This is a genomic window from Methylobacterium ajmalii, from assembly GCF_036448855.1.
In the GTDB taxonomy this organism is placed as follows: Bacteria; Pseudomonadota; Alphaproteobacteria; order Rhizobiales; family Beijerinckiaceae; genus Methylobacterium; species Methylobacterium ajmalii.
The window spans coordinates 1-12894 of the sequence record NZ_JAZFXT010000013.1; the positions used below are offsets into that span (position 1 = coordinate 1).

Annotated in this window: 16 protein-coding genes and 1 tRNA gene; 13 read left to right on the forward strand and 4 right to left on the reverse strand. The window is 63.9% G+C overall.

Annotation, left to right across the window (positions count from 1 at the left end):
• Positions 1 to 147: 147 nt before the first annotated feature.
• The 7 genes from V3T34_RS05625 to V3T34_RS05655 all read left to right on the forward strand — a co-directional run bounded on the left by V3T34_RS05625 (position 148) and on the right by V3T34_RS05655 (position 6889).
• Entirely contained in the window at positions 148 to 819 is a 672-nt protein-coding gene (locus V3T34_RS05625) for a DUF2213 domain-containing protein (protein WP_331369111.1), read from the forward strand.
• Positions 820 to 824: 5 nt separating this feature from the next.
• The gene (locus V3T34_RS05630) at positions 825 to 1517 is read left to right on the forward strand and encodes a hypothetical protein (protein ID WP_331369112.1); all 693 of its coding nucleotides are present in this window, start codon (positions 825 to 827) and stop codon (positions 1515 to 1517) included.
• Between the two features lie 128 nt (positions 1518 to 1645).
• On the forward strand, positions 1646 to 1960 hold the full coding sequence (locus tag V3T34_RS05635; protein WP_331369113.1) for a hypothetical protein: 315 nt from the start codon (positions 1646 to 1648) through the stop codon (positions 1958 to 1960).
• A complete protein-coding gene (locus V3T34_RS05640; protein WP_331369114.1) occupies positions 1953 to 3965 on the forward strand; it encodes a phage tail tip lysozyme in 2013 nt (670 codons plus the stop codon). The genes V3T34_RS05635 and V3T34_RS05640 overlap by 8 nt, the downstream gene beginning before the upstream one ends.
• A 10-nt stretch (positions 3966 to 3975) precedes the next feature.
• Positions 3976 to 5025 (forward strand): phage protein, encoded by a 1050-nt coding sequence (locus V3T34_RS05645; protein ID WP_331369115.1) that lies wholly within the window; start codon positions 3976 to 3978, stop codon positions 5023 to 5025.
• Between the two features lie 293 nt (positions 5026 to 5318).
• Positions 5319 to 6440 (forward strand): hypothetical protein, encoded by a 1122-nt coding sequence (locus tag V3T34_RS05650; protein ID WP_331369116.1) that lies wholly within the window; start codon positions 5319 to 5321, stop codon positions 6438 to 6440.
• 14 nt (positions 6441 to 6454) lie between these two features.
• A complete protein-coding gene (locus V3T34_RS05655; protein WP_331369117.1) occupies positions 6455 to 6889 on the forward strand; it encodes a hypothetical protein in 435 nt (144 codons plus the stop codon).
• 2 nt (positions 6890 to 6891) lie between these two features.
• Here the strand turns inward: V3T34_RS05655 and V3T34_RS05660 are convergent, their stop codons facing one another.
• On the reverse strand, positions 6892 to 7311 hold the full coding sequence (locus tag V3T34_RS05660; RefSeq protein ID WP_331369118.1) for a hypothetical protein: 420 nt from the start codon (positions 7309 to 7311) through the stop codon (positions 6892 to 6894).
• Between the two features lie 406 nt (positions 7312 to 7717).
• Here V3T34_RS05660 and V3T34_RS05665 point away from each other — a divergent pair, with 406 nt between their 5' ends.
• The 3 genes from V3T34_RS05665 to V3T34_RS05675 are packed head-to-tail and all read left to right on the forward strand — an operon-like array spanning position 7718 to position 8764.
• A complete protein-coding gene (locus V3T34_RS05665) occupies positions 7718 to 8104 on the forward strand; it encodes a hypothetical protein (RefSeq protein WP_331369119.1) in 387 nt (128 codons plus the stop codon).
• A complete protein-coding gene (locus V3T34_RS05670; RefSeq protein ID WP_331369120.1) occupies positions 8097 to 8588 on the forward strand; it encodes a hypothetical protein in 492 nt (163 codons plus the stop codon). The genes V3T34_RS05665 and V3T34_RS05670 overlap by 8 nt, the downstream gene beginning before the upstream one ends.
• Positions 8582 to 8764 carry a hypothetical protein gene (locus V3T34_RS05675; protein WP_331369121.1) on the forward strand — a complete coding sequence of 61 codons (183 nt, stop codon included), beginning with the start codon at positions 8582 to 8584 and terminating at the stop codon, positions 8762 to 8764. Before V3T34_RS05670 ends, V3T34_RS05675 begins: the two co-directional genes overlap by 7 nt.
• A gap of 181 nt (positions 8765 to 8945) precedes the next feature.
• Here V3T34_RS05675 and V3T34_RS05680 read toward each other — a convergent pair.
• From V3T34_RS05680 to V3T34_RS05690, 3 genes are all read right to left on the reverse strand, one after another.
• A tRNA-Leu gene (locus V3T34_RS05680) sits at positions 8946 to 9031 on the reverse strand.
• Between the two features lie 75 nt (positions 9032 to 9106).
• The gene (locus tag V3T34_RS05685; protein ID WP_331369122.1) at positions 9107 to 10327 is read right to left on the reverse strand and encodes an FAD-dependent oxidoreductase; all 1221 of its coding nucleotides are present in this window, start codon (positions 10325 to 10327) and stop codon (positions 9107 to 9109) included.
• A 3-nt stretch (positions 10328 to 10330) separates the two neighbouring features.
• Positions 10331 to 10588 (reverse strand): zinc-finger domain-containing protein, encoded by a 258-nt coding sequence (locus V3T34_RS05690; RefSeq protein ID WP_048428697.1) that lies wholly within the window; start codon positions 10586 to 10588, stop codon positions 10331 to 10333.
• A 215-nt stretch (positions 10589 to 10803) separates the two neighbouring features.
• Here V3T34_RS05690 and V3T34_RS05695 point away from each other — a divergent pair, with 215 nt between their 5' ends.
• From V3T34_RS05695 to radC, 3 genes are all read left to right on the forward strand, one after another.
• On the forward strand, positions 10804 to 11142 hold the full coding sequence (locus tag V3T34_RS05695) for a DUF456 family protein (RefSeq protein WP_331369123.1): 339 nt from the start codon (positions 10804 to 10806) through the stop codon (positions 11140 to 11142).
• A gap of 129 nt (positions 11143 to 11271) precedes the next feature.
• Entirely contained in the window at positions 11272 to 12105 is an 834-nt protein-coding gene (gene map / locus V3T34_RS05700; RefSeq protein WP_060848740.1) for a type I methionyl aminopeptidase, read from the forward strand.
• Between the two features lie 10 nt (positions 12106 to 12115).
• The gene (gene radC, locus V3T34_RS05705; protein WP_060848741.1) at positions 12116 to 12856 is read left to right on the forward strand and encodes a RadC family protein; all 741 of its coding nucleotides are present in this window, start codon (positions 12116 to 12118) and stop codon (positions 12854 to 12856) included.
• Positions 12857 to 12894 lie beyond the last annotated feature (38 nt).

A 12894-nucleotide genomic window follows, 5' to 3' on the forward strand; every position in this document is an offset into this window, starting at 1 on the left:
TCGTGCCAGCTTTAACCGCTTGGCCGGCTGCGCTCGCCCGACCGGCTCCGCCGGCCAAGCTACCCGTGGTGGAAAGGCCCACGGTTCACTAACATTCCACTCGGGCCACCCCGTGGGGGCTGATCACATGCCCGCACCGTCGGATCGGTGAGCGGCGCCAGGTGGGTGCCTCCGTACCTCAAGATGGATCTGTCGTGCTGGTCCCGGCCGGCGATCGACGGGATCAACGACGGCACGGCCCGGGAGATCTCGGCGAGCTACCGTTACACCCCCGTGATGACGCCCGGGACATACCAGGGCGTTCGCTTCGACGGCCGAATGACGAACCTGTCAGGCAATCACGTCGCCCTCGTACCGAAGGGCCGAGCCGGGCCGGATGTGGTCGTCGCCGACGCCGCCCTCGCTGTCGCAGATCCGACGGACTGGCAGCAACAGGCCGATTTGCTGGCGAGCTACGGCATCAGCGACGCCCAGATCCTGTCTGCGACGAAACATCTCCCGACACGAAGCAAGCAAAACGCCTCGCACTACAATGGAGCGAACGACATGGGTCCGACCGAAGTCGAAACCATCCTCAAATTCCTGATGTCCAAGCTGTCCGAGAGCGATCTCGCCGAACTCGATGCGCAGCTTGCCGGCGAGGGCCGCGCCGAGAACCTGGCCTCGGATGCCCGACTGCGAGACCAACGCAACTGGCTGGCGCTCGACGCGCGGGCCCGGCACGGCGTCCGCAAGGGCCGTGCTCAGACCTACGCGGCCAGCGCCGCCGATGCGGCCGAAATCGCCAAGGCCTTCCCGCACATGTACCGGCAGGGGTGAGCGTCATGGCTCTGCCGAAGGTCAGGCAAGAGGCCTCGCGCGATCCGTCGCGCGCCGCCCTCGCCGAACAGATCGAACGCCGCACCGCTGCGCGGCAGTCTCGCGACGACGCCCTTAGGGCCCTGAACGAAGTCGAGGGGCGACACAGCGCGGCGACCCTCGCCCTTGTCGAGGCGCAAGACGCCCTCGCGGAAGCCCGGCCGATGCCGGAAGCCGATGTGGTAGCCGCGACGCTCCGGGGCGAGACGGTCGATATCCAGGCCCCGATCGTGGAGGCCCGTGCGCGGGTCGAGGACGCCCGCCGGGAGCGCGACCAGCTCGCCGTTGCCCGCGACAGCCTCCGGGCCGCCCTGGACCGCGCAAGCGACCGCCTACGGTGGGCGGACCAGAGTGTCCGCGAGGCGCGGGCCGCCGTCATGCAAGAAGCCCTTCCCGGCCTGATCGACCGGGCGAAGGTGCTCCGGGCCGAGCTTCTGGGGATCGGCCGCGTCCTGAACGTCCTGCGGAGCGAGCACACCGGCCCGAGCATCGGGCCGGGCGAGCGCGCCTTGCTGAGCGAGGCGGACGACGTTGGCCGATCGACGTTCTTCGAGCGGTCCAACGAGGTGCCGGCGACGGCCGAACAACTCGCCTGGGAAGACGCCATGCGGGGCCTTCTGGACGATCCGAATTGCCCGCTCCCCCGCATCGGGGAGTGAGGCCAACCCGATCGGCGCCGTCAGGGCCGTCGATGGCGCCAAGTCGTTCAGTGGCGCCGGAAGTAACGACGACAGCCGGCGCGGTTCTGCATGGGCCGGTGGCCGGCAAATTCTTCAATAGGGCATCCATGGGCGATATCGTACATCTGCCGATCCGACGCATTGCCGATATCAATTTGGGCGACCAGACCGTCTATACGACGATCGGAACCGCGCAGATCGTCACGGCACAGGTAATCGCGACCGATGGCTGTCAGACGTGGGCGGTTATCTTCCGGCGCGACGCCCTTCCCGACACGCTGATTTGCACGCTCCGCGTGACTGATCCCGAGACATTCGCGCCGTTTTTCGGCGATATGCTGGAAGTAATCGAGCAAACCTTGCGCATTGCCTGCCGCAACATGGATGCTCTACTGAACGAAGGAAACAACATCGATGGCTGACGACGTTCTGAAGGGGTTTCTGGTCTCTCTTGGCTTCAAGATTGACGATGCCAGCCAGAAAAAGTTTCAGTCGGCAGTTAAAAGCGCCGTCACTCAAGCCAACTTGCTCGCTTCGGCGATTGAGGGGGCGGCTGTTGCTGTCGCCAAAAACCTTTTCAGCATGTCCGAAGGCTTCGACAAGCTTTATTTTGCCAGCCGCAGGACTGGCGCATCCGTTCAGAACATCCGCGCTCTCTCCTACGCCTTTACACAGGTCGGCGGCACTGGCGGCGAGGCATCCGCCGCCGTCGAGAACTTCGCGCGTGCGATGCGCACGAACCCTGGCGTCGGCGGGTTCGTGCGGTCCTTGGGTGTCGCTACCGAAGTCGGCGGCAAGGCGAGGGATACCCTCGACGTTCTGCTAGAGTCCGTCGAGAAGATCCGGGCGCGCAATCCGCATTTTGCCGGGGCGCAGCTTGCCAGCATCCTCGGGATTGACGAGCATCAGTTCCTGTTGCTGTCCAAGAGCCGGGACGAAATCAAAAAATACCGCGAGGAATACGATCAAACGGCTCGCATGATGGGCCTGAACAACGATCGGGCGGCAGAGTCGCACAATAAGATGGCGACTAGCCTCCGATCGCTTTCGATGATCGGGACCGTAGCCGCCGACAAGCTGTTGACCTTCCTGGCGCCTGCTATTGAGAGGGTCGCCACTGCTATCACGGATTGGATCAAGTCGAACCCTGAAAAGGTCGAATTGATTTTCAAGAAGATTACGGAAGCCGTCGAGTGGCTTGGCAAGGAGCTTATCAAATTCACCGATATTGCGGCCGATATGATAAAGGACGGCCGTTGGCTTAAGATGTGGGATGAAACTTTAGACAAAACATTGAAGCTAGTCAGCGCACTAGAGAAAGTTGTCAAATTTATAATGTGGCTTGATGATTTCGGTCAGAAATCTAACAAGCCGATCGGTCAGGCCGTTACTGGCATTCTTGGCAATGGTCCGAACGAAACCGGATCGTGGGTGCCGGGCTGGGCGAAAAGGGGATGGAACGGCGTCAAGCGCGTGTTCTCTGGTGGCGTGGCGAACGCTGGCGAGGCGGGCGCCGGAGGTGCGCCGGGCGCGGCGGCTGGTAGCGGCACGACCCCGCGGGGAAACGGCGTGGGGACCGCCGGCCGCGCTCGCATGGGCGAGATGATGGGTTACGCGATGGAACAGCTTCGGCGCGAGGGCGTGCCCGAAGGCAATCTCCGCCAAGCCGCCGCCCACCTCGTCGGGCAAGCGTACATGGAAAGCGGGCTCAACCCGAACACGGTCCACGACCACGGGACCGGATATGGCATCTATGGCGCTCGCGATCCTGGCGGAGCCGGACGGCAGCGCCGCACGCTCATGCTGAACTGGCTTGCCGCGAACGGGTACGCGAAGAACTCTGCCGAAGGGCAGATGCGCTACATGGCCGTGGAGGCAATGAGCAAGCATTACCCTGCGACACGTCGCGTCCTCATGGGCCAGGGAAGCGGCAACGTCTCGGCCGATGCTATGACGATCACTAGGACATTTGAGGCGCCGCGGTTCGCGAATGATCGATCGGGCGCGGTGCGTAGTGCGATGGAGGCGGGGCCGGAAGCCCCCACTTCCTCCAAGCGGCCCGCTTCGGGCTGGCACGGCAACGATCGGTTTTATGACGGCATGAACTGGTACGTCCGTGGATCGGACGGACACCTTACCCGAGAGCGGCCCGGCGTCGTTCCGCTCAACCTGCCGAAGCCGCCGAGCGCTTTCAGCCCAGGCCAAGGTGGGTTCGACGTCAACAAGCTCACTGCTCCCGCCGCGCCTATGGGCGCCAACACGACCACGAACAACAACGGCAATACGAACAGCGTCGTTCAGAACAACAACACGACCGTTAAGATTGATGCCGGGGGCGATCCTGTTGCGGCCGGCCGGCAGACTGAGCGGGCCATGAACCGCTCATCAGCCATCAACCTGCGCAACATCCAGAATGCTATCGGCTGAGGGCGGCGCTATGAGTGAGCAGTATTTGCGAGCGGCTAAAGTCAGCTTCGGCGGCAATGGCAAGAAGCTTGAAGCATCAGAGCTGCGTATCAGGTTTGATACGCATCAGGACACCACGTCTTCACCGTGGATGATAAATCTGTATATTTACAATCTCAAGAAAGAGACTATTCAATCAATCCGGGAAGAATACAAAGAAATTACGCTTGAGGCTGGTTACGAAAGCGATTGCGGCCCCCTATTTCGAGGCCAAATCCTTCAGGTCCGCACCTTCCGAGAGAACATCACGGACGTAGCCACGCACGTCATTGCGACATCTGCCGAGAAGGCACGAAACTTCGCCGTAGCGAACAAATCCCTATCCGCTGGTCACACTCACAACGATCGGGTGCAGATGGCGGTAGAGGCTATGAAGGAGTTCGGGGTAAAGCCTGGACAGATCGACAAGCTGAGCGAGCGTAAGTTTGCCCGTGGCTTCTCCTATTTAGGCGACGCTAAAAGCCTGTTGCGTGAGGTGTGCTTCGCGACCGGCGCTCGATGGTGGATACAAGACGACCGGATCCACGTCGTCAAGAACGGGAACGCCCTCAAGGGTGAAACCTACGTACTGAATTCCACGACCGGGCTAATCGGACTGGCGGAACAGACGCTAGACGGCGTGGTCGCGCGCTGCCTTATGAACCGGAAGCTCTATCCGGGCGTGAAAGTGCAGATAAATGAAGCGAGCATCACGCGAGCCGCGGTGAGCCCCGCCTATCTCGCTGAAGTGAACAACCAAAATCTATCCAATAACGGCATTCTTGGCATCGCTGCGGACGGTATCTATCGCTGCGAGTTGGTTGAGCACAACGGCGACACTCGCGGCCCCAACTGGTACACCGAAATCATCTGCGTGAAGAACGACGGCGGCTATTCGCCATCGCTGCTTGCCCAAGGCATCGGCAGCAACGTCGATGATGACCAGCAGTCGCTGAAGGCAGCGACCGCGGCGCAGAACGATCCGTCTTACGGCACGCCCAACTACGGCAACACCGACCCGAGCGTGAAGGGGCCGCGCTAGAGCGCTGCCGGACCGCACGCCGCGATGCGGGGCCTGACGCGCTTTCAGGATATGAGCCTGAGGAACGCGCAGAGTGCCGTGCGGTAGCGTTTGAGCGAGGGTGGCTGAAGGATAAGTGTGCGTCCCGCTCATCGGGGCGGGGTGGGGGGTTGCGCAGTTAACCAAACCTAGGAATGGTGCGTCTTTGTGAACCCATCATAAAGAGCGCTCATCACACGGTCGGCGGGGAGCGAGGTGCGACCAGTTAGCGATTGGCAAACGGACCTCTGCAGCCTACGTGGGCTGAGGGAAACATGACGGACGCGCCAAGCCTCATTAAGCTAAGGTATGTCGGCACTCGCTTTGAAGGCGGGCGGCTTCCCTTAGACGTGCTGTCGGATCTCCCAGCCTTTCGCGATCTTTTGGCCGCCTTCGCCCGAGATACATGGCTCAATGAAAATTCAGCACGTCAACGCGTGCCAAAAGGCTTCGAGAGCAGTATCTCTTTTAGCCTGGTCGCCGTCGAGGACGGGAGCGCTGTCCCTTGTCTAAAATGGGACCGTGAAGCTGCGTATGCAGCACTCCCAAGCCAAGCCGATACACTCGATGAGTTGATCTCAGCTTCGTATGATCAACTCGTCTCATTATTTGATAAAGCCGGCAAGGGGGTGCTCCCTGCATTTCTTTCTCCGGGGCATATTCGAGCGTTAGATCGTCTGGGATCTGGCCTACAAGACAACGAGCGCATAGAATTTGAAGGTGCTATTGGAAGCGACGGTAATGTAATATTTGTTGATTTCCAGCGTCGCAAAAATCTTATTACGCATGTTAAAGAAACCTATCTCGCAAAATTTGAGGGTAGCGGCCGACTTACATCTAACCGAGAAGACGGCTCGATCTTAATTCATACAGAGCAACACGGGGAGATCACAATTGCTGTAGGTCCCGAGGCTGTTCTTGGGACATTCGATGGAAACTTAGGCCGGGACGTACAATTTCATCTAATCATAGAACTTGATCATTTGGACAAAATTAGATCTCTGCGCGAAATTATATATATAGATCTGGTCGATGATGAAGCTGCAATCGAATTTGATCGCTGCAACTCTCGGCTTGCTGAGCTTAGCTCTTTGCGCGACGGCTGGAATGATGGCGATGGATCGTCTATTAGTAAAACTGCCATCGACGCGGCAAGGCAATTAGTAGCTAGGCGGCCAGGTCTCTCAGCCATATTTAGGATTTATCCGACCAATGAAGGCGGCGTTAGTTTCGAATTCCAGAGTGGCAATTGGGATTATTCAGTCGAATTCCACGCAGATGGAAGCATAGAGATGTATGGCGTTGAACTCAACGGCTCGAACGAGATGGATCCCACGCAATTTGATGGTCCAGGCGACGCATTTACGGCGCTGTTCGACAGTCGTGTTGCTCGATAAGGACGGCTGAAATTATGTCTGGGCAACTGCCGACCGCTGACGAAGTGCTCCTCCGCCAGATCCATCCCAGCTTTTTTGATAAAGGTGAGCCATCTAGTCAGCCCTTTTGTCCGACTCCAAAGGACGAAAATAAGCTATCTGTTGATAGGAGTTCTCTTACAACAGCGCAATCTTCATTTGAATTACACACAGTTGCAAAAGGTCTCGCCTCTGCTGCCGTCTACGGATTGACAGTGGATGAATTCCAGCAGCAATCAATTGGCTGTATTTCAGATCCAATCGCGGCGACCGAAAGTACGCCCGAAAATCTTGCTCACGCATACGCTGATTACAATCCTCATAAACCTTCTGCGCAGAAAAACATAGCCAAGAGGCTTAAGCAGGCCGCTATCAAGCGCGGTTGTTTGTATAGCCCTCATCACAGCGCTTCAGAGAACGCCCAAATATAACGCTAATAAGATTTTTCTCTTGGCGCAGCGTTCGTAATATCGATCCCACACACGTCATCGGTTGGATTAGAGAATGTCCAATTTGTATTCCCTAATTTGATTGTAATTAAACGTCCTTCTGCATTCATGCAAGCCTTCCATGCAGTGAGCATCTTGGTCGTGTTATTGCCGTCACCAAAACGCGCGAGAGCAATGCCCAGCAATGTCTTCTGGGCTTCAGTTGGCGGCCATTCCGTTCCAAACGTCAAATACCTAGCTACAACGGTGTTGCCGGCTGGGTCTGTATCGATTGTCAAAGCACCGCCGAGGGTTTCTTGACGGCATCGCTTAAGACCCTTCTTTGTGGTCGAGCAGCTTGCGGCGTCTGTCGCCTGTGCTGACGCTTCGGCGCTCAGCGCCAGCATTGTGATCGCAATCATCATGAGGGCCGGCGCTGCTCTCATTTCAGGTAGCCTTTCGCCTTCAGGTGCTCTGCCAGCGCCTCCCGGATCGCCTCTGGTCGCGATGGCTTTGGATCGGGCTGGTCTGCGATCCAGGCGTCAAGAGACGCATCGAGTTCGGGATAGAGCCGCAGGCCAATGGCCTTGCCGATCCCGGTAGGCGGGCGACCCCGCGGTTTTCTGCTATCGGCTATTGACATGGCAAATTGATGATAGCAGAAATGTGCGAGCCGACCAAGAGCTTGCACCCTCCTGGCCGGCCCTGACCACACACGTCCCCAGGAGACGTTTCATGGCTACCTGTCATTCTATAGCACCGGCCCGCGCCGGTGAACGCGGCCGCACGCCTTCCTCACAGCTCGGACCAGTCACGGTCGCGCTCCGCACTATGCGGCAGGTCGAGCCCGAGGCTCCCGCCATACTCGCCCTTCGCCAGGGCCTGGAGGCCTACTTCGCCGACGCCGGCATGCCGGCCGACCTCTCCGCTCAGATGGATGTGGAGCGCCACCGCATCCACGAGCTGCGCGAGGCAATCGCCAACCGCATTGAGGCGGACATCGCCTTGCTCGACGCCCTCGACGGCGACCCCGATCTTGAGGACGGTTGCGACGCGGAGCTGAGCCTGTGCGGCACGTTCGTATCGCCGCCGAGCCCGGATGACCGCGAGGACGACAGGGATACCGGCATCGGCGATGGGGACGGGCTGCAAGAGCAACTGGTCCGCTACAAGCGCCTTTGCCACGCGCTCCGGGGCGAGGAGGCGCGTCATGGCTGAGCACTCCACCTCCCGCCGCGCGATCCTCGCGGGTCTCGCCGCCGTCTCAACGGTACCCGCCAGCATCGGTCTCGCCAACCCGGGCGCAGGCATCTCGCCCGATGCCGCCTTGCTCGCTATCGCCCCGCGTCTGCTCCCCGTCCTTGATCGGGCAGATGCTTTGATCCCCGAGCAAGAGCGTTTGTATCAACTCGCTGATGATGCCCGCCAGGAAGCCTATAAGCGAGCTGACTGGCAAGCGGGCAGCGATGCATTCGACGCAGTCCGTGAAGCTAATGGCTACAACGCCATATGGGAAAGGCATAACGACATCATAGATGAGGCCGTGGAAATTTTCGAGCCGTTCTTGAAATATCGGCCCGCGACACTTGAGGGAGTTCTGCTAAAGGCTCGCTATGCCGCCTCGCTTGAACAAGAATGGATCGTGAAAGAGGATTTAGCGTCGTTGCTCAATCAGCGCTGGGGCGTGGAGGTATCGTGGTGACCTTCTTCCGTCTCATCCGCGCCCGATGGCTGATGCGCGCCGCCCGTACTGACTACGACCGCAGCGAGCGACACCGGGAAATCGCCAAGGCGTATTGCGCCCGCGCGACTGCCCGCCTCGACGTGGCCGATGCCATCCTTGAGGCACAGCGCACAGCCTTGACGCATCGCGTCTGACAATCCGGCCCGGCCGCAGGTAGGTGCATGATGCCCCTGCCTCACCGGCCGGACTTTATGACCCTAGGGAAGTCAGCGCAGTGCCGACTGAGGCATTTTGAACCAGGAGGAGGCGGGGTTCGCTGTTACCCGTGGCGTTACCCCGGACCTCGACCGTAACCCCTGACATCGAGCTAAGTGCTGGTGCGGACGGCGGGACTCGAACCCGCACGACCAGAGGTCGCAAGATTTTAAGTCTCGTGCGTCTACCGATTCCGCCACGTCCGCGCGGGGCTTGCCCGATCCGTCCGGGTTAGCCGGGGGCGGGGCCCAGATCAAGGCCCCGTCGCGGTCTCACAACCCTCAGGTCGGGCGCCAGCCGTAGAGCCAGGCGTAGCGCTCGGTCATCTGCTCGGGCCGCAGGCGTCCCATCACGAGGTCGCGGGCGGCCGCGACGAGGGGGCCGGCGTGGTAGACGCGGCCGTTGCGGCGGGCGTGGCTCTGGATCAGGCGTACCCGCTCGACCCGGGCCGCCGCGTAGGCGGACAAGGCCGCCGGCACCGGCCGGTCGGCCTCGAGGCTGTGGGCCAGCACAGCGGCATCCTCGATCGCCATCGCGGCGCCCTGGGCCAGGAAGGGCAGCACCGGATGGGCGGCATCTCCCAAAAGCGCGATCCGGCCGCGGGCCATCGGGCGGGCGGCGGCGCGGTCGGTCAGCGGCCAGACCAGCCAGGATTCGGGCCGGGCGAGCAGGTCGGCGAGCGGCGGGGCGGCATCCGCGAAGGCGGCGCGCAGGCGCGCGGGGTCGCCCGCCCCGGCCCAGTCCTCGCCGCCGGGCTGGTCGGGCATCACCGCCACGAGGTTGAGCCGGCGCCCGGCATTGATCGGGTAATGCACGACGTGGCGGCGCGGGCCGAGCCACAGGCCGGTCTCGTCGGCGAGAAAAACCTCGGGCACCGCCTCGCGCGGCAGGGTGGCGCGCCAGGCCGATTCGCCGCGGGGGCGCAAGGGCTGCCGGTCGAGGGCGGCGCGCAGGCCCGAGCGCACGCCGTCGGCCGCCACCACGAGGTCGGCCTCCAGGGTCTCGCTGCGGCCGCCGTCGCTAGTGAGCGTCAGGGTGGCCTGGTCGGGAGCGTCGCGCACGCCCGCGACGGTGCGGCCGACGAGCAGGCGGATGCCGGGGCGGCCGCGGGCGGCGTCGAGCAGGATGGTCTGGAGGTCGGCGCGGTGGACGACCCAGTAGGGCGCGCCGAACCGCTCGCGCATCGCGGCGCCGAGCGCGATCGCGCCGATCTCCCGCCCGTGCGCGATGCCGCGGATGCGCACCCGCTCCGGCTCGCCGGCGACGCGGCGCAGCGGCAGGCCGAGGCCGAGATCGGTGAGCACCCGGCTGGCATTGGGGGAGAGCTGCAGGCCCGCGCCGACCTCGCTGAAGGCGGTGCGGCGCTCGACGAGGGTGACCGCGTGGCCGCGGGCGGCGAGCGCCAGGGCGGCGGTGAGCCCACCGATGCCGGCCCCGACGATCGCGACGCGCAGGCCCGGCCGGTCGGCGACCGGCCGTCCCGGCGCGGGGGGGAGCGCCAAGGCTTATTCGGCCGCGAGACGGGCGCGGTCGTCCCAGACGCTGGAGGCCGGTGCCGCGGTCCCGGCCTTCAAGCTCGGGTTGTAGCGGTACAGCGTCGAGCAATACTGGCAGATGATCTCAGAATCGGCGCCCATGTCCAGGAAGACGTGGGGATGGTCGAACGGCGGCAGCGCGCCGATGCACATGAACTCCTTCGAGCCCACCTGGATGACCTGGACGCCGTCCTGGTTGTGGAAGTGCGGGACCGCCTTGTCTGCCATCGCGTCCGGGTTCCTGACTGCGCGGGGCGTGAGCCCCCGATTCTCGCGGGGCGCGCGCGGGCCCCGATCCTCGCGCTCTCCTAGCCCCTCGGGGGCGCCGCGCCTAGGGGTGCGGGCGCAGGCCCGTGCCCCACCCGGGGCCATCCGCCGCCGTTTGGTCACGGTCCTGCGGCATCGGGGCCCCGACAAGGCTTCATCGTACGAGAGGATCGCCCGTGACCCGTTTCCCGCCGAGGCTCGCCCTCCTCGCCGCCGCCCTCGGCGCCTCCCTGCTGGCCGCGCCGGCCGCGCAGGCGCAGAGCCGCACCGTCGTCGGCGCCGGGGCCGGCGCGGTGGCGGGCGCCCTCGTCGCCGGGCCGATCGGCGCGGTGGTGGGCGGGGTCGTCGGCGCCGCCTGGGGCGAATCGGGCCGGCGCCCGCGCCGGGTCGCCCGGCGGGCGCGCCGCCACCCCGTCGCCGCGCGGCACGCCGCGCGGCACGCCGCGCCGCGTCCGGTCGCCCGGATCGCCCAGCGCGAGGGCAGCCGGCCGCGAGCCTGGGTCGATCCGCGCTGAGGACGCGCATCGTTTCGGGTCCTTGGCTTCTTGGGTCCTTGGCTTCTCGGGTCCTTGGCTTCGTCGCCGGAACCCCCTACATCGAACGGCATCCCACGCCGCGCCAGCAGCATCTTTTTCGGGCCCCCGATGAGTCGTGACGAGCAGAGTGCGGTCAAGGACGGCCGCCGGCAGGAGCCGCCGATCCACGGCCCCGAGGCCTTCGAGGCGATGCGCAAGGCCGGCCGGCTCACCGCCGAGGCCCTGGACCTCCTGATGGAGGCGGTGGCGCCCGGCGTCACCACCGAGGCGCTCGACCGCCTCGCCTACACCTTCGCGATGGACCACGGCGCCTACCCGGCCTCGCTGCATTACCGCGGCTATCCGAAGTCGATCTGCACCTCGATCAACCACGTCGTCTGCCACGGCATCCCGAACGACAAGCCCCTGCGCGAGGGCGACATCGTCAACCTCGACATCTGCCTGATCGTCGACGGCTGGCACGGCGATTCGAGCCGCATGGCCTATGTCGGTGAGGTGCCCCGCAAGGCGGCGCGCCTGTGCGAGATCACCCACGAGGCGCTGATGCTCGGCATCGCGGCGATCAAGCCGGGCGGCACCACCAACGACATCGGCGCGGCGATCCAGGCCTTCGCGGAGGGCGAGCGCTGCTCGGTGGTGCGCGACTTCTGCGGCCACGGCCTCGGCCGGACCTACCACGACGCGCCGACGATCCTGCACTACGTCGAGCCGAGCTACAGCGTCGCCCTGAAGCCGGGCCAGTTCTTCACCGTCGAGCCGATGATCAACCTCGGCCGCCCGCACGTGAAGGTGCTGGCCGACGGCTGGACGGCGGTGACCCGCGACCGCTCGCTCTCGGCCCAGTTCGAGCACACCGTGGCGGTGACCGAGACCGGTTTCGAGATCTTCACGCTCTCGCCCAAGGGGCTGGACAAGCCGATCGACACCGCCGCCACAGCCTGAGCGCGTCGCCATGGCCCGCCCGCCCCGCAGCAATCCGGGTTTCGCGGAGGTGGGCGCGCCCGCCGTGGCCCCGCCGAAGGCCGAGGAGCCGCATTACCACGGCCATCGCGACCGGCTGCGCGCCCGCTTCGCGCAGGGCGACACGCTGCCCGACTACGAGTTCCTCGAGCTGGTGCTCTTTCGCGCCATCCCGCGCCGGGACGTGAAGCCGATTGCCAAGGCGCTGATCGCCCGCTTCGGCAGCTTCGCCGAGGTGATCAGCGCCCCGCCCGAGCGGCTGATGGAGGTCGACGGGATCGGTCCCGCGGTCGTCACCGACCTCAAGATCATGGAGGCGGCCGGACGGCGCCTCGCCCGCGGCGCGGTGGCCGAGCGCACGCTGCTCTCGTCCTGGGCCGCCGTGATCGATTACTGCCGCGCCGCGATGGCGTTCGCGCCGCGCGAGGAGTTCCGGCTCCTCTTCCTCGACAAGCGCAACCGCCTGATCGCCGACGAGGTGCAGGGCCGCGGCACCGTCGACCACACCCCGGTCTATCCCCGCGAGGTGGTGCGCCGCGCGCTCGAGCTCTCCGCCACCGCCCTGATCCTCGTCCACAACCACCCCTCGGGCGACCCGACGCCGTCCCAGGCCGACATCAAGATGACCCGGGACATCGTGGCGGTGGCCGGCCCCCTCGGCATCGTGGTCCACGACCACATCATCGTCGGCCGCGAGGGCCATGCGAGCTTCCGTGGGCTGAAGCTGATCTGACGGCGCGCGACCGATCCCGCCGCCAAATTTCGCCTAAA